This window comes from Corynebacterium sp. MC3 (assembly GCF_900099485.1).
Lineage (GTDB): Bacteria > Actinomycetota > Actinomycetes > Mycobacteriales > Mycobacteriaceae > Corynebacterium > Corynebacterium pseudogenitalium.
Genome location: NZ_LT622814.1, coordinates 308,281 through 324,839, shown reverse-complemented (window position 1 = coordinate 324,839; position 16,559 = coordinate 308,281). Strand labels below are relative to the sequence as shown.

The 16,559-nt window shown below is 62.2% G+C and carries 15 protein-coding genes; 4 read left to right on the top strand and 11 right to left on the bottom strand.

The genetic code is table 11. From position 1 onward, the window contains the following. Positions 1 to 294: 294 nt before the first annotated feature. The 3 genes from BQ4436_RS06350 to BQ4436_RS06340 form a co-directional block, all read right to left on the bottom strand. Positions 295 to 2,556 carry a hypothetical protein gene (locus BQ4436_RS06350; protein ID WP_070975928.1) on the bottom strand — a complete coding sequence of 754 codons (2,262 nt, stop codon included), beginning with the start codon at positions 2,554 to 2,556 and terminating at the stop codon, positions 295 to 297. Positions 2,557 to 3,163: 607 nt separating this feature from the next. Next, positions 3,164 to 3,439: a hypothetical protein gene (locus BQ4436_RS06345; RefSeq protein WP_070362937.1), complete on the bottom strand. Its 276-nt coding sequence runs from the start codon at positions 3,437 to 3,439 to the stop codon at positions 3,164 to 3,166. Continuing rightward, positions 3,439 to 4,050, bottom strand: coding sequence for a sigma-70 family RNA polymerase sigma factor (locus tag BQ4436_RS06340; protein WP_176754820.1), 612 nt, complete (start codon positions 4,048 to 4,050; stop codon positions 3,439 to 3,441). The genes BQ4436_RS06345 and BQ4436_RS06340 overlap by 1 nt, the downstream gene beginning before the upstream one ends. A 45-nt stretch (positions 4,051 to 4,095) precedes the next feature. Here BQ4436_RS06340 and ybaK point away from each other — a divergent pair, with 45 nt between their 5' ends. Continuing rightward, complete coding sequence (ybaK, locus tag BQ4436_RS06335) at positions 4,096 to 4,563, top strand: Cys-tRNA(Pro) deacylase (protein ID WP_070975926.1); 468 nt, start codon at positions 4,096 to 4,098, stop codon at positions 4,561 to 4,563. Here the strand turns inward: ybaK and BQ4436_RS06330 are convergent. Beyond that, entirely contained in the window at positions 4,560 to 5,207 is a 648-nt protein-coding gene (locus tag BQ4436_RS06330; RefSeq protein ID WP_070975924.1) for an SOS response-associated peptidase, read from the bottom strand. The two genes, ybaK and BQ4436_RS06330, sit on opposite strands and share 4 nt — an antisense overlap. A gap of 21 nt (positions 5,208 to 5,228) precedes the next feature. Between BQ4436_RS06330 and aroA the strand changes: the two genes are divergently transcribed. Together aroA and rsgA are read left to right on the top strand one after the other, a co-directional pair. Then, positions 5,229 to 6,497 (top strand): 3-phosphoshikimate 1-carboxyvinyltransferase, encoded by a 1,269-nt coding sequence (gene aroA / locus BQ4436_RS06325; RefSeq protein ID WP_070976052.1) that lies wholly within the window; start codon positions 5,229 to 5,231, stop codon positions 6,495 to 6,497. Between the two features lie 10 nt (positions 6,498 to 6,507). Then, positions 6,508 to 7,530: a ribosome small subunit-dependent GTPase A gene (gene rsgA, locus BQ4436_RS06320; RefSeq protein ID WP_070975923.1), complete on the top strand. Its 1,023-nt coding sequence runs from the start codon at positions 6,508 to 6,510 to the stop codon at positions 7,528 to 7,530. Here the strand turns inward: rsgA and BQ4436_RS06315 are convergent. Continuing rightward, a complete protein-coding gene (locus BQ4436_RS06315; protein ID WP_070477723.1) occupies positions 7,504 to 7,998 on the bottom strand; it encodes a DUF6912 family protein in 495 nt (164 codons plus the stop codon). The two genes, rsgA and BQ4436_RS06315, sit on opposite strands and share 27 nt — an antisense overlap. Beyond that, complete coding sequence (locus BQ4436_RS06310) at positions 7,998 to 8,411, bottom strand: HAD family hydrolase (protein ID WP_070975921.1); 414 nt, start codon at positions 8,409 to 8,411, stop codon at positions 7,998 to 8,000. Before BQ4436_RS06310 ends, BQ4436_RS06315 begins: the two co-directional genes overlap by 1 nt. A gap of 151 nt (positions 8,412 to 8,562) precedes the next feature. Between BQ4436_RS06310 and BQ4436_RS06305 the strand changes: the two genes are divergently transcribed. Next, entirely contained in the window at positions 8,563 to 8,970 is a 408-nt protein-coding gene (locus BQ4436_RS06305; protein ID WP_070362944.1) for a hypothetical protein, read from the top strand. A 34-nt stretch (positions 8,971 to 9,004) separates the two neighbouring features. Here BQ4436_RS06305 and secA read toward each other — a convergent pair whose 3' ends face one another. The 5 genes from secA to mtrB all read right to left on the bottom strand — a co-directional run bounded on the left by secA (position 9,005) and on the right by mtrB (position 16,559). Then, positions 9,005 to 11,545, bottom strand: coding sequence for a preprotein translocase subunit SecA (gene secA / locus BQ4436_RS06300; protein WP_070975919.1), 2,541 nt, complete (start codon positions 11,543 to 11,545; stop codon positions 9,005 to 9,007). A gap of 211 nt (positions 11,546 to 11,756) precedes the next feature. After that, on the bottom strand, positions 11,757 to 12,449 hold the full coding sequence (gene hpf / locus BQ4436_RS06295) for a ribosome hibernation-promoting factor, HPF/YfiA family (RefSeq protein ID WP_070362946.1): 693 nt from the start codon (positions 12,447 to 12,449) through the stop codon (positions 11,757 to 11,759). A 129-nt stretch (positions 12,450 to 12,578) separates the two neighbouring features. Continuing rightward, a complete protein-coding gene (locus tag BQ4436_RS06290; protein WP_070477717.1) occupies positions 12,579 to 13,223 on the bottom strand; it encodes a ComF family protein in 645 nt (214 codons plus the stop codon). Between the two features lie 5 nt (positions 13,224 to 13,228). Beyond that, positions 13,229 to 14,935 carry an MtrAB system accessory lipoprotein LpqB gene (gene lpqB / locus BQ4436_RS06285; protein ID WP_246814901.1) on the bottom strand — a complete coding sequence of 569 codons (1,707 nt, stop codon included), beginning with the start codon at positions 14,933 to 14,935 and terminating at the stop codon, positions 13,229 to 13,231. Continuing rightward, on the bottom strand, positions 14,925 to 16,559 hold the full coding sequence (mtrB, locus tag BQ4436_RS06280) for an MtrAB system histidine kinase MtrB (protein WP_270049410.1): 1,635 nt from the start codon (positions 16,557 to 16,559) through the stop codon (positions 14,925 to 14,927). Before mtrB ends, lpqB begins: the two co-directional genes overlap by 11 nt.

The window sequence follows — 16,559 nt, the reverse complement described above, 5'->3', positions numbered from 1 at the left end:
ACGCGCGACCAGGGGATTCCGATTGCCAGCCAGAGCAAAACCCGGAATCTGGTGCGCCGCCCTCACACCTCCCCACGCTCCTGAAAAATAGTTCCCACCCCCGGGAACTATCTCGTTCTTCAGCCCCACTCCGGTCGACCAACACCTATGTTTCCCCAGCTCACGACGAGTGACCATAAAGATCGTTCCCGGCACCACAGACCTGCAGGGAACAATCCCAACCCCCAACCACAACGAAAAGGGCCCATGCCACCAGGAACACTCCCGGCACCACAGGCCCCACAGAACAACTGGCTAGAAGTGCAGACCACCAGACATCGCCGCGGCAACACCACCACCAATTAACAGCAGCAGCACCACAATCGGAGCAACAATCGCCGCAATATTCGTCTCACCAGCCTGGCTGACAGCATTGTCACGAGCAGTCGGCTCAGCAACGCTCGCCGCTGGACGCTGCGCCGTCGTCAACTGCTGCGAAGCCTCATGCTTACCAGCCTTCGCCGTCGTCGTCGGCGCAGTCTGCGCATTGTGCTGCGGTTTACGCGGCGCACCAGCCATCGCATCACCATCAACATCAGCATCCATGACCGCGGCAACATCAAACCGGCCAGCAAAGGCTTGGGAGCCATCCTCATTGACCACACGCACATCCAACGGCAACGACGACGTCTTGACCACACCCACCGTCACCGGCAACTCCACCGTCGCCTCTCCTTGACCAGCAACCGTGACAACCTGCTCGGCCTTCCCAGACGGGTAGATCACCTCAAGGCGCATCCGGGCTGCATCCAACCCAGGATTTGCAACCTTCAAGCTCACCGTATTCTCACCACGGTGAAGCTGCGGGGAACCAGCAACAGCAACCTTGACAGAACCCTGCGCATCTTCTGCCGCCTGCATCGCTTCCTGCTGGGCAGCCAATGCCTTGGCATCAACCTTGCCACCGGCAGCACCGATCGTGGAGTTGTAATCCTTACCAATCTTGCCGGTGTTAATCATCAAGTTGTCCCAGTCAGCTGGCACACGGTAGTCACCTTTGTAGCAGTCCATGCCCGGCTGGTTGCACACCTCTGGCAGTGGGCCACCAGAGACGGATTCTTCATCCGAGTAGTTAAAGTGGGTGAACTGGTAGAGGTAGTTCATCACCGAGTAGTAGTTCGGCAGGTAATCCGACTGCGGGACCTCGTTGGCGAACTTCATCGAACCATTATGATTCAACCCCAACGTATGCCCCAGCTCGTGCATGATCGTGTTACGCAGCTGATCATCGGTGCGCATGCGCTCATGCTTAGCAACATAAAACGAGTTATCCGCAACCAAAGCCAAGCCGGTACCCCAGTGGCCACGCTGCATCTGATCGCCAATAACACCAACGCGGAAGACTGCCGCACGAGCACCCAAAATGGTATCGATATTCTCGACCAGCTTCATACCCGGGATGGTGCCCTCAAAGTAGTACGGTGCATAGGCTTCAGTCTGTCCACCATGACGCGTCGGATAGTTTGCAATGTTGGTGTAGGTATCACCGGCATCGATGTGCAGGTTGACCCCGTACTGGTCGAAGCGGTCCACCAGCTGCTGCAAAATATCGCGGTGTGGGCGGTAGCTTGCCACCGACATCTGCGCACACATGGCAGCATCCGCACCAGGTGTGTCGCAGCCAGCCTGCTGCCACTGCGAGTTCATCCAATTAAGCTGCAGGAACAAATCCGGGCGATCTGGATCAGCACCCCACTGATCAAGCGGCATGACGGTACCATCACTTAAGGTCACCCCTTCGCGTTCCCACATATCCGGCAGACCGTCACCATCAGAATCAACAGCACTGTCCTGGGTTGCAACCTCCATGTGCATAGCGGCAGTCAACGTGTTGCCTGCATCAATGCGCTCAAACCAACGACCACGCTGGAAGCTGGCCCCTGCTGGATCCACAAACCCAACCTCACCGGCAGCCGTGGTGCGCTGGAACGCATCGGCTACACCAGACGAGGTTGCATTATCAAAGGCCACCGAGGTCTCATAGCCAAGCTGTGCCGGGGCAACAACAAACTTCCCATCCGTATAGGAGCCGGAAAGCCCGACCTGGGAGTTAATCTGGTTCGTCAGATCCGCCTGCACAAACGCTGAAGCATCCTTGTTGTTGGTCACCCGCACAATGACATCGACACGGTTGCCATCAAAGCGGTATTCACGCTCCACTGACACACCAGCGTCCTGGTCTTCACCGCGGTAGATGACCACCTGGGTGTTACCATCGCGGTAGGTATCCACGTTAAGGCCAGACTCTAAATCCACCAACGCACCATCGGCACGCAAGTCCACGTACAGTGAGGACTCCTGGCTGCCTGCAATGGAGCGGGCATCCGTAAACTTCAACGTCGAAATACGACCCGGCTGTGTTACCGAGTTGTGAAAGACCGCACCCGGCCCGTCAGCGGTCACTGTGACCGACGAGTCAGCAACAGCCATCTCCGCGTGAGCAACCTGTGCACCATTAGCCGCAACGGCCAACACACACGCTGCTACGCATACCTTCCGCGCAATGCTGTTCATCATCGTTGTCACAATCCTTATACCTTCCATCACGCACCACCCAACCGGTGGAACATGAAACCCTTCGTTGTTCTGACCCCAAGTTTATGCACCGCAACTATACATGGCTAATCAGCCCACAACGCCCCAACCAAACAGGCAAAAACACGCCTACAAAACCCGGATTGTTCAACACATCTAGCCCCACAACCTGCACACATAGCTTAAAAAACACTCAGAAACCATCGCAGCAAACCCAACATGTTCAACAAACTCACCGACACCTGTCGACGGGTGTTCAACAATCAACCCACCCGTATATTATGCCCTCTAGTGCAACAGTGGGTAAGAGAATACTTAACAAATCGGGATTACCAGGCACGACATGTGTCATTCGACACGTGTCGCCGACGCTATTAATACACAACCTTTTTATACTAAAAACCTTTCGTGGTCTGGTGTAGTCAAACTTAGGCCCTATGGATGCGTTAGGCAGACCTTTTCGCGATCGTTGAACAGTTGCCACCCCCGTGTTTTACCCCCGTTGGGTTGGGTCGAAAGTATGAAAGGCCCGAACCAGCATGATGCTTGTACTGGTTCGGGCCCGGCAACCAACGCCAACACGCGGCAGTTAACGCCGTTGAATACGCACCTCTGTGTAGGAAATTGAGGTGATAATCCGCTCCCTCAATACCCGTGGCGCGTGGGCCTGCCCGCAGCAGTCGCGCACAAGGCCACGGATCGCTTCCTCCGATTCAAGCTGGCGGAGGCAGTCAGGGCAGCTCGCCAATTCTTTTCGGATGGCGGCCACGCGCTCAGGTGGCGTGTCCGGCTGGAACAGCTCGCACAGCAGCTGGTGCATGCCGCGGCAGTCAGCTTCACTTGCGTGGTTATGTTCTGTTGCCATTACTTCTCCTCCACCTTCTGCTGCTTCAACTCCGCCATATCCGCATGGTCGAGCCCGATGCCCTGTTCATGTGCCACGTCTTTCAACATCTCGCGCAGTTGTTTTCTTCCACGGTGCAGTCGGCTCATGACGGTCCCCAGTGGAATGTCCATCACTTCGGCGATTTCCTTGTACGCCATGCCTTCGACGTCCGCGTAGTAGACCACCATGCGGTAGTCCTCATTCAGCGCGTTGAGCGCTTCGCTGATCCGCGAGTTCGGCATCGCCTTGAGCGCCTCAACCTCCGCTGATTCGAGGCCGGTCGAATCGTGCGAGCTTGTGGTGTACAGCTGGTGGTCGGTCACGTCCTCGGCCGAGGTTTCCAGTGGTCGGCGCTTCTTCTTTCTGTAGGAGTTGATGTACGTGTTCGTCATGATTCGGTACATCCACGCCTTCAGGTTGGTGCCTGGTTTGAAGCTGTCGAATGCGTTGTACGCCTTCAAGAAGGTCTCTTGCACGAGGTCTTCGGCGTCTTGGGGGTTGCGGGTCATCCGCAGCGCGCCGCCGTAGAGCTGGTCTAGCAGCGGCATCGCTTCCTCAGTAAAGCGTGTTTTGAGGTCTGTTTCGGCCATAGGGGCCATTGTAGCCAGCCGGGCGCGCGACGTAGCATCGTCTGTATGCAACGAACTCGTGCTTTGAAAGTTGTGGCGAAGACTCCTCATAAGGTGTTGGAGTACGCCGCGAGCCAGGATAATTTCGGTGAGCATTCGGCCCATGAGCTGGGACTTGATCCTACGACGGTGCTCAAGACGCTGGTGGTGTCGAATGTGCAGGACCCGAAAAAGCTCGCCCTGTGCTGCGTGCCGGTCTCTGGGCACCTGAGTTTGAAGGCAGCAGCGAAGGCGCTGGGGTGGAAGAAGGCTGCGATGGCGGAGCTCACCCAGGCTGAGCACGCCACGGGCTATGTCGTGGGTGGCATCTCGCCGCTGGGCACGCTCAAGAGGCTCCCAGTGCTTCTCGACGCCACCATCGAATCCCTCGACGCCATCACCGTCTCCGCCGGTCAGCGGGGGCTATCCGTGCAACTGACCCCGGGTGACCTGGCGAAACTGACGTCCGGGAAGTTCGCGCCGATCGGCGCCTAGATCGGTTGGATGAGCTCGGGCGAATCGTTTCGGACGTTGCCCACCTCGCGCCCAACCGCATGCCACTGCAGCTGCGGTGCCACGCGCGAGGGAGAGATGAGCTCTTGAGCCTCTTCTGCTGTGCCTTGTGTCCACTGCTCGATTTCCTCAGGCAAGAGGAACAGCGGGAGCCGGTGGTGTAACCACGCGATACGTTCGGCGGCGTCGGTGGTGACCATGGTCGTCGAAAGCCGGTTAGCGCCGGTGTCCCACAGTGCGGCGGCGACGAGCATCCCGGACTCCGGGGTGACGTAGTAGGGCTGTTTTTCGTGCCATTCGTAGTAGCCGTCGAGAAGCATGATGCCGCGCTGCGAGCGCATTGCGCTACGGAACGACGGCTTTACCGCGACGGTCTCCCCGCGCGCGTTGAACAGTGGCGGGCCGGAGTCGTCGCGCTTCCAGCTCGGGAGAAGGCCCCAGCGCGCGGCTTGGACGAGCGCCTCGTGTTCGTGGAAGCGCACGATGGGTACTTGGTGCGTCGGCGCGACGTTGTAGCGGGCGGGTGGCGTGCCGTCGGGCGCTACAACTTCGCGCACGCCTGGGAGAGAGCCGACGAATCCGAGGAGTTGCTCGCCGGTGCTAAACAAAACGAAACGGCCACACATTCCTCCATTATGATGTACGTCATGACTGACTTGTGGCCAGCCCCCTCCATTGCCGACCCCGTCCGCGCCACACTCGCGCTGCCGGGGTCGAAATCGATGACGAACCGCGCCTATGTTCTCGCGGCGCTGGCCTCTGGCCCGTCGACGCTGGTCGGGGCGCTGCGCTCCCGCGACACCGACCTCATGGAGGCGGCCCTGGCTGCCCTCGGCGTACAGTTCACCCACGACGGCGACACCGTCCACGTCCAGCCAGCACCGCTGCGCGGCGGCGACATCAACTGCGGCCTGGCAGGCACCGTGATGCGCTTCGTGCCACCAGTGGCGGCGTTCGCGCACGGCACCACCCGCTTCGACGGCGACCCGCACGCTCGCACCCGGCCGATGGGCACCATCCTGGATGCGCTGCGCCAGCTCGGCGCCGATATCGACGGGGAGCGCCTCCCCTTCACTGTCCACGGCACCGGCACTGTCGCAGGCGGGGACGTCAGCATTGACGCCTCCGGGTCCTCCCAGTTCGTCTCCGGACTGCTGCTTGCCGCGGCGCGCTTCGAGCAAGGCGTCACCATCACCCACACGGGCGACTCGCTGCCATCCATGCCGCATATTGATATGACGGTGGCAATGCTGCGCGAAGCCGGCGTCGAGACGCAGTGCGAGGACGCGACCTGGCACGTCGCCCCGCAGGAGATCCGCGGGCGACGCTGGGAGATTGAGCCGGACCTGTCGAACGCGACGCCGTTTTTGGCCGCCGCTGCCATCACCGGCGGCGAGGTGCGCATCGAGCACTGGCCAACGCAGACGACGCAGGCTGGCGACGTAATCCGCGACATCCTGGCGCAAATGGGCTGCGAGGTCGAACTTTCCGGCAACTCACTGCGCGTGCAGGGCCCGACCCCGGGCACCCTGCAAGGCATCAGACTAGACATGGGAGACATCGGCGAGCTCACCCCGACCGTCGCGGCGCTAGCCACGCAGGCGGCGACCCCCTCGGAGCTGACCGGCATCGCGCACCTGCGCGGGCATGAAACGGACCGGCTGGCGGCGCTCACCACCGAAATCAACAGGCTTGGCGGCGCCTGCGAGGAGCTTGACGACGGTCTCCGTATCCACCCACAGCCCCTCCACGGCGGCACGTGGCACTCTTACGACGACCACCGCATGGCCACCGCCGGCGCCATCATCGGCCTGACCACCCCGGGTGTGCAGGTGGAAAACATCGCAACGACGGCAAAGACCCTGCCCGACTTCCCCACGATGTGGCACACCGCGCTCCAGCACGAAGAAGCATAGAAAGAACCCCATGGCACGCCGCAAGTTCAGCGATTACGACGAATCCGACGTCCGCGTCCGGCCCGGCCGCGGCTCGCGCCCCCGCACCAAGGACCGCCCCTCCTACGAGGACGCGCTCACCGGGATGGTGGTCACGAAGGATAGGGGGCGCTGGGGTGTCATGCTGGATAACGGCACGCTGGTTGCCTGCATGCGGGCACGCCATCTGAAGCGCACCAGCATCGAAGTCGGCGACCGAGTCAGCGTTGTGGGCGATACCAGCGGGCGCAAGGACACGCTCGCCCGCATCGTGCTGCGCGCCGACCGCACTTCGGTCCTGCGCCGCACCGCGGACGACACCGACCCCTTCGAGCGTGTCGTCGTCGCCAACGCGGAGCTATTGCTCATCGTGGTCGCCGCCGCCGACCCGCCGCCGCGCACCGGGCTTGTGGAGCGCGCGCTCATCGCCGCATTCGTCGGCGGGGTGCGCCCCATTGTCTGCATGACAAAGACGGACCTCGCGCGCCCCGACGAGTTCATTGCGGAAATCGAGGACCTCAACGTCGAAGTCCTCACCGTAGGTATCAACGATCCCCTCGACCAACTCACACAACGCCTCAACGACCACGTCTCGGCCTGCGTCGGCCACTCCGGCGTGGGCAAGTCGACGCTGGTCAACCGCCTCGTCCCGGACGCGCAACGCGAAACCGGCGACGTCTCCGGCGTGGGCAAGGGCCGCCACACCTCGACGCAGTCCGTGGCGCTCGAGCTTCCGGGCGGCGGCTGGATCATCGACACACCGGGCATCCGCTCGTTCGGCCTGGCGCACGTCTCCCCCGACCAAGTCATCGACGTCTTCCCCGAGCTCGCCGAGGCAGCCCAGGAATGCCCGCGCGGCTGCACGCATGCCGGCCCGCCCACGGACCCGGAGTGCGCCTGGGACGCCTTCGAGGGAGGGGCGCTGTCGCGCCGCGTCGCCGCCGTGCGACGCCTACTCAGCGCGCTGCGCTCCAACAACGAGTGGGATCTAAAGCAGCTCGACGAGGAACGGTAGCTCGCTGACATCGTAAAACGCCAGGTAGTTGTCCTGCGCGTCCCCGACAGCCAGCTCCGCGTCCTCGTCCCCGAGGTCTGCGGCGTCGATGTGTTCGATGGCCTTCGCCGTCGCCGCTTCTGCCTCTGCCAGGTCGATATGGATCGCCGCAACGTCCTCCAACCCCACCGGCCCAGACACCCGCACGACGGAGTCCCCCATGTCGTCGGCCTCCTCGGCGTCCACGTCCGCGGAGATCACCACACGGCGGTGCGGGAACCGATCCTGGTCACCAATCGCCAGCAGACGGATGGAGGCCAGCGCGGCGTCGTCAAACGCTACTGCCTCGATCTCCTCCTCATCGCCGGAGGTGAAGAACTCGCGCAGCGCCGTCGTCGCGGCGAAGCCCCACCCGTTGCGCGGGTGCAGCACCTTGTCTGCGGCGAGTCCCTCTACCATGGAGAACGTCGCGGGGATGTAGACACGCATTAAAACTCTCCCTCGATATTGAACAGCGTCTGGATCTCTACCGCGGTGCGGTCAAACGCCGTGTGCAAAATCGCGATCATGCCGCACTCGACGGCCGAGCGGACGTTCATGATGTCATCGTCGATCATGACGCAGTCATTGAGCGGAATATCCAGCGCATCCGCCGCCGCCTGGAACGCTGCCGGGGACGGTTTCTCCGCACCAATGTCGCCGGAGAGCACCACCGCATCCACGACACCGCGAAACTCCCAGTCCCGCACCGCGTCCGCCATTTGGCCCTCGGATTCCTCATTGGACAAAATGCCTACGGCCTTGTCTTTCTCCTTCACAGCCTCAATCAGCTGCTGCCAGCGGCGCTGGTCCTCCGGGTCCTGGTCCAACACACCTGCGTAGTCAATAATGAGTCCCTGCATTTGGACGCCTCAATTCCTGTACTTCGTTTTCGGTTCTTCTGCAGTGCACACCAAAGTGCGCAAATTCTCCTAGCGCCCTCACGGCGCGAACGTGCACAATACTACCTACCAGCACCCCGCACCGTGCACAACGATACGAAAGGACCCCGCCGTGACCTACTACCCCGCCCCTGGCCACCAGCACGTTCAACTGCTCGTTCCCTCCCCGAAGCGCTCCGGACGCGCAGCGGAAACGCGCCGCCGCCAAGCACGGTACTCACCCAGCGACCCTCGCCGCACCGGATCCAACGTCGCCCCGCTCGTGCGCACAGCGCTCGCAGCAAGCTTCGGAGCCACAAACCTCCGTGCACTGCGCGCCGACCGCTTTTCCACGGCCGCCCGCACCAATGTCCGCGCCTACCGGCGCTTCCAGCAGCAACACGCGGGCCCGCCGCGCATCGTGACCTGCCACGCCCGCGACGGCGGCGAGTTCTTCGGCACCGTCGCCACAGGCCAAAAACGGTTCGGGTTCGTGGCAAAAATGGACAACGGCCGGCTGGTGTCCTTCAAAGTTTTGTAAGTGACACCACCCGGCCAGGGCCTACCTGTCGAACTTAGGCCTGCGCAGTCTCCTCCTGCGCGGACTCGAACTGCTTACGCATCATGAAGAGCTGGCGCACCGTCTCTTCCTGGATCGCCTCGTTCATAGCGTTGAACATGTCGCCGCCCTCCTTCTGGTACTCGACCAGCGGGTCGCGCTGCGCCATCGCACGCAGGCCGATGCCCTCCTTGAGGTAATCCATCTCGTAGAGGTGCTCGCGCCACTTCGTATCGATGATCGGCAGGATCACCATGCGCTCAACGTTGCGCATCTGTTCCTCACCGCCGATCTCGGCAACGTTCGCCTCGAGCTGATCGTACTGCGCCTGGGCGTCGTCGATGAGTGCCTCGCGAAGCTGCTCAGCGGTGAGCTCGCCCGGCTTGCCGTACTCGTCGCCGTCGATAAGCTCCTGGGCCGTCTTCGACGGGCCGTACAGGGACTCGAGTGCGTGCCAGAGTTCCTGCAGGTCCCAGTCCTCGACGTAGCCCTCCATCGTCGCGCCATCCACGTACGCGCCGACAGTCGAGCTGATCATGCGGCGGACCTGATCCTTGATGTCCTTCGACGCCAAGATCTCCTGGCGCTCACCGTAGACCACCTTGCGCTGCTCGTTGAGCACCTCGTCGTACTTCAGGACGTTCTTACGCATCTCGAAGTTCTGGTTCTCAACCTGCGACTGCGCGCCCTTAATCGCATTCGACACCATCTTCGCCTCAATCGGAACATCGTCCGGAACGTTGAGGCGGTTCATCATGTTTTCCATCGACTGGCCAACGAAGCGGACCATGAGCTCGTCGCGCATCGACAGGTAGAAACGGGTCTCACCCGGGTCACCCTGACGGCCAGAACGGCCACGCAGCTGGTTATCAATACGACGAGACTCGTGGCGCTCCGTACCGATCACGTACAGGCCACCAGCCTCACGTACTTCGTCGCCGAGCTGCTTCGAGCGCTCCTTCGCCTTCGGCAGCTGCTCGTTCCACGCCTCCTGGTAGCGCTCCTCGTCCTCGAACGGGTCGAGGCCCTGCTCCTGCAGCTTCGCGTCCAACAGAATTTCCGGGTTGCCACCCAGCACGATATCCGTACCGCGACCAGCCATGTTCGTAGAGACCGTCACCTTCGCCGGCAGACCAGCCTCCGCAATAATGCGGCCTTCTTCCTCGTGGTGCTTCGCGTTGAGCACATTGTGCTTAATGCCCTTGCGCGTCAGCAGCTGCGAGAGGTACTCCGAGCGCTCCACCGAGGTGGTACCGACCAGCACCGGCTGGCCCTTCTCGACGTGCTCCGCAATATCCTCCGCAACAGCGGCGAACTTCGCTTCCTGCGTCTTGTAGATCAGGTCGTCGCGGTCCACACGCTGGTTCGGGCGGTTCGGTGGAATCTGCACAACGTCCATCTTGTAGATCTGGTGCAGCTCCGCCGCCTCAGTCTCAGCGGTACCGGTCATGCCAGCCAGCTTGTCGTAGAGACGGAAGTAGTTCTGCAGCGTCACCGTCGCCAGCGTCTGGTTCTCGTTCTTGATCTCAACGTTTTCCTTCGCCTCGATCGCCTGGTGCATACCCTCGTTGTAGCGACGGCCCGCCAGCACGCGGCCCGTGAAGCTATCGACGATCATGACCTCACCCTGGCGGATGATGTAGTCCTTATCGCGCTCGAAGAGCTCCTTCGCCTTAATAGCGTTATTCAGGTAGCTCACCAGCTGCGAGTGCTCAGGCGCGTACAGGTTGTCAATGCCCAGCTGGTCCTCGACGAACTCCACGCCTTCCTCGGAGATACCAATGGTGCGCTTACGGTGGTCCACCTCGTAGTGGATGCCCTCGCGCATACGCGGTGCGAGCTGCGCGAACACGGTGTAGAACTGGCTGGAGCCATCAACCGGGCCGGAAATAATCAGCGGGGTACGGGCTTCGTCGATAAGAATCGAGTCAACCTCGTCCACGATGGCGAAGTTGTGGCCGCGCTGCACCATGTCGTTAACCGAACGAGTCATGTTGTCACGCAAGTAGTCGAAGCCGAGTTCGTTATTGGTGCCGTACGTAATCGCCGCGTCGTACGCCTTCTTGCGCTCCTGCGGGCGCATGTCGGACAGGATCACACCCACGTCGAGCCCCAGGAAGTGGTGGACACGACCCATCATCTCGGCGTCACGCTTTGCCAAGTAGTCGTTGACGGTAACAATGTGCACGCCCTTGCCGCTCAAACCATTGAGGTAGGCAGGCAGCACCGAGGTCAGGGTCTTACCTTCACCAGTTTTCATCTCGGCGACGGAACCGAAGTGCAGCGCGGCACCGCCCATGATCTGCACCTTGTAGTGCTTCTGCCCCAGCACGCGCCAGGATGCCTCGCGGGCTGTCGCGAACGCATCGAGCAAAATGTCGTCGAGCGAAGCGCCGTCGGCAATCTTTTGCTTAAACTCTTCCGTTTTGGCCTTCAACTCGTCATCTGTGAGTGCCGCGTACTCCTCATCGAGATCCATGACTTGATCAGCGATCTTCGAGAGGCGTTTTACCATACGCCCTTCACCCGCACGCAGCAGTTTCGACAGTCCAAACACGTTTCTAGAATCCTTCAAAAGTTAGAAAAACAAAGCGATCACGCCAGCTCTACGCGCTGCTTTTATGTACCAATCGGCCATTGTACGCACGCGTCAACGAAAACAGGCAATCACAACTGGTGGAATCAATAAGAAAAGAATGTGAAAACGCCGCCCGCCCGTACAAGCTTTTTGCTTACACAAGCAGGCGACGAATCATATAGTGGCGACGCTACTTCTCGTCGTTTGCCTTGACTTCATCTTCTGGAGCCAGGGTGATCAGACCGTAGTCGTATGCGTGGCGGCGGTAGACCACTGCTGGACGCTTCGACTCTTCATCGATGAAAAGGTAGAAGTCGTGGCCAACCAGCTCCATCTCGGAGAGCGCCTCATCGACGCTGATCGGGGTATCCGGGTGCAGCTTGCGACGCACAACCTGGCCGAGCGGCGCATCCTCAAAGGTGCCCGCGTACGGGTCAGTGTCGTACTGGCCCTCCGCCTGCTTTGCGCGAGCATCCTCTGCCTCGTGCGCAAGCTCAGCTGCGATTTCGCCGGTGGACTTCGGTGCGCGGTGGCCGGAACGAGCAATCTCGCGGCGGACCTTTACCTTGCGCAAGGAACGCTCCAGCTTGCCCAGCGCGGATTCAAGCGCTGCGTAGAAGCTGTCTTCCTTGGCTTCCGCACGTGCCAGGTGGCCCTTGCCGGTCGCAGTAATCTGCACGCGCTGTGCCTGTGCCTCACGACGAGGGTTCGGCTCGTGCTGCAGCTCAACATGGAAGAACGTCAACGTTGGATCAAGCTTCTCAATCTTGGCGAGCTTGGCGTTGACGCGCTCTTGGAAATGCTCTGGGACCTCGACGTTACGGCCAGTAATCGTAACCTGGGCTGCTGGTGCGAATCCGTCGGTGTGCTCTGCAGAAGTCATCTGCTTCCTCCCTAGCGTTGTTGGAACTGGGTCTATCACCACTATACAACTGGTAATAACCAATGGCTACGTATCTGTGTAAAACTCCCTGCCAGTTTGCTACCAGCGAACACCATGCGTGCTGCGCGGCTAGGCGGCGCACACGGCAACGCAGCTGACCACGTCAAACCCGTGCGCGAGCAGCACTTCCACGCTGGTCTGAAGCGTGGCGCCGGTGGTCACGACATCGTCAACAACAATGACGGGGCCAGCGCCGGTGCCCGTGTGCAGCGCCTCCCACCCGCGGCGCATCCGCACCGCGCCGGCCAAGTTGGACCGGCGGTGCGCCGCGTCCAACTCCGACTGGTCAGTCGTTGATTCCGCGAGCTCCAACACGTCCACCACTTTGCGCCCCGAGCGCTTACAGATCACGCTCACCGGGTCCCCGCCGCGCTCCCTTGCCGAGGCCGCGCGCGTCGGCGCAGGGACCAGCAGCGCGTCCGGGTGAATCTCACCGCGAACCTCAAGAAAGGTCAGCGCCGCGTCCAGCACCGCCCCGACATGCTTGCGCACAGCCAAATTCCTGCGCTCCTTCATCGCGAGCACTACCCCACGGTGCGCGCCGCCGTACGGCCCGAGCGCGAACACCGGCACGTGCGGCAAGTGCTGCGGCGACACCCGGCGCGGCAGTGCCGACAGTTCAGTGCGGCAGGCTGGGCACAACACGGAGCCTGGGGTCCCGCACCCAGCGCAGTGGCGCGGTAGGAAGAGTTCACCAACCTCTGCGAGCGTCACGCCGCCTACCTCGCGATGATCGGCAGTGAGCGCACACCCTGGAGGCCAGGCACCTCGCGCCAGATCGGGGTGTCAGCACCACTGACGGGCATTTGCAAAATGGCGTTTGCGTCGGTCGCGTACAGCATGTTTGGCGACGCCGCCACGGCCACCACCGGCGCGGAGATGTTCCCGAGCGACAGCGCGGTGGTCGAGGATCCGTCCTGCTCCACACGCATCACGGGCGACGCCGGGTTCGAGGTGCCAACGATGAGCGAGCCGTCGGGGTGCCAGTCCGCGGAGACCACGCTGCCACCGAGCTCGTAGCTGTACTCGAGAACGTTGACAATTGCGCCGGCGCCTGCGGCGCGCTGCTCGATGATGCCGGTGTACAGGCGGCCGTCAATCACCATGACGACGCGCGAGCCCGATCGGGAAAGACGCAGCACGGAAATGTTGCCGTCGACATCTTCGGGAAGATCAACGTGCACTTCCTCGGTGGTGACCTCCCCTGTCGCCGAGGATTGCGTGGAGCGCAGGATGTGCTTGCCGTCCGAAACGGTCCACACCGCCTTGCTGTTTGGCTCGAACGATGGGCGCGAGAAGGTCTCTGCCTTCACCACGTCCACGCTGCCGCCGGTGAGCTGCCCGAGGCGCAGCTCGGCGCCTTCGGGGCCGTCGCCGACGTTGAACACCGCGGCCCACTGCCCCTCACCGGAAATGTCGGCGGTGACCACGCTGTGCGTGTTGCCCAGCACGCCGGCAACGGGCTGCGGGCCGCCGCCGGTGATTTGGGAGACGTGGCCGTCGGCAAGCGAGTACAGGGTGCTCTCCCCGACTTGCTCGACGACGGGGCTGACGTCGATGAAGTCGTCGGTGGTCAGTTCGCGGGCGCCGGTGATGAGCGGCTCGCCGTCGGCGAGGAGCGAAAACGGGCCGGTCACGCCTGCGGAGGCGAGCGTCCACACCACCTGTGCGGCGAAACGGCTGCGCGCGGCCTCGTCCATATTGCCGAGGCCCGCAAAGTGGTAGACACCGCCCTCGAAACCGGTGTAGCGCACCGTCGATGGCAGCGTCCCCATGATCGCGGGGCGCAAGCGGCTAGCCGGCCCTTCGAGCAGCAGCGAGATCAGCGTACTGGGTAGGAAATCGCGCGGCGCGTAGACCCAGCGCCGGTCGGTGACCAGCTCCTTGCCGGTCGGATCAAAGAAGTACAGGTTGTAAGGCTGGTATTGGTTGCGCAGCTCGGTGCGCTCCATGACCACGCCGGGCGGCAACGAGGAAATGCGCCACTGGCCGTCGACCTGCTCGAGCTCCAGCGTGGCCTCGTAGGTACCGCGCTCCGGAGTGAACACGCCACCACTGCCGAGCGCGCCGACCACGTTGCCATGCACCGCAAAACTGCGCTTGCTCCCCGAGCTGCCGGACACCGTATTCAACCCGATCCGGTCGACGATGAGCGTCTGCTCGTTGGCGCTCCACGTGGGCTTCGCGGCCTCAGTGAGGAAGGCGCGCGCCGCTTCGTAGTCGCCGGTTGGGATCGCGGAGGCCGCGTAGAAGTCACGCAGCAAAAGGTCCGGCTCGCGGTCCTTGATCGGGCCGATAATCTCCGACTCCGGCGCTTCCTCCTGGTAGGGCCGGAGCACATGCGGGTCAGTATTCGACGGCAGCGTCGCGCACCCGCCCAAGAGCAGCGTCGTGCTCATCGCTATAGCAAGGTACCTACGCTTCATGCACTTCATCTGGCTGCCTTTCCTCGTCCTGCGTTTCGACGTCCACTTCGACGCTGTCCGCGTCCGCCCCGGGTTCCAGCTCGAGGGGCAGAGGGGACGTCGAAAAGCCTGCCTCCGGATCCAGCGGCAGGACCAGACGGAACAGCGCACCGACGCCCTCTTCCCCGACGGCTTCCAGCGTGCCGTGATGCAGCTGCGCGTCCTCGCGGGCAATGGCCAGGCCAAGACCGGTGCCACCAGAGTGGCGCTTGCGGGACTTGTCGGCGCGCCAGAAACGGTTGAACACCAGTTCCTCCTGCCCAGGCTTGAGCCCGATGCCGTGGTCCCTGACCGTCACCGCGACGGCACTCTCGTTGGCGCGCAGTGTCACGGTAACCGGCCTGCCCTCCGAGTGGTCAATCGCGTTCGCAATGAGGTTACGCACGATGCGCTCGATCCGGCGGGACTCGCCCAGCATCATCACTGGTTCCTCCGGCATATCGAAGGAAACTTCCACGCCGAGCTCGTCCGCGAGGTGCTGCGTCTGCTGCCACGCCGACATGATCGGCGACTTCATATCCATCTGGGTGACGGACAAGTCGGCGACACCGGCGTCGTGGCGGGAAATCTCCAACAGGTCATTGAGCAGGGCCTCGAAGCGGTCCAGCTCGCGAGTCATCAGCTGGGAAGCGCGGCGGGTACCAGGCTCCAGGGAGTCCTCGTCGGCGGCGATCATATCCGCCGCCATCCGCACCGTGGTCAGCGGCGTACGCAGCTCGTGGGACACGTCGGACGTGAACTGACGCTGCAGGTCGCCGTAGCGCTCAAGGTGATCAATCTGCTGCGACAGCTTGTCCGCCATGTTGTTGAAGGACAGCGCCAGCACCGCCATCTCGTCCTCGCCGTCGACAGGCATGCGCTCACGCAAGTGGCCTTCAGCAAACCGGCGCGCAGTACGCGACGCCGAGCGCACCGGTGCAACAATCTGTTGCGACGCCAGCCACGCAATGCCCACCAGCAGGACGCTGACGATCACCGTGGCCGTCGCTAAGATGCCCCGCATCAGCGCAAGCGTCGAGGCCTCATTGTCCATGTTCATCACAAGGTAGAGCTGCAGGTGCGGCACATCCGAAGTCGTCGGGGTGCCAATAATCAGGGCATTGTACGACGAGTGGTCGCCGCGCTGCACCGAGGAAAACTGGTAGGCGATATTGCCCTCAGCGACGTATTCCTCCAGCTTGTCAGGGATCTGGTACGACTCCGGCGAGGACGTAACAACCCCGTTCGGGTTCTTTACCACCAGCACAGGCTCATACACAGCAGACGCCTCCGAGTTTTGCTGCGCACGCTGCGTCAGCCCGGCGCGCGCCGAATTCAAGCGGCTCTGCAGTGAGGTCGCGGACCCCGAGTTATTAATCTGCTCCTCGACGGTCACGCGCGCACGGTCTATCTCCGCGCTCGCCGCCTCAATCTTGGATGCAGCGATACGTTGGCTCACTACCGACGCCAGCGCAAACCCCAGCACCATCATCACCACGGCGGAGACGATCAGCACTGTGCCGACGAAGCGCACCTGCAGCGAAGTGCGCCACGCCTCTACGATCCGGTCCCTGCTACGTTTCAGTACGGCGAACAGGAGCGCCAC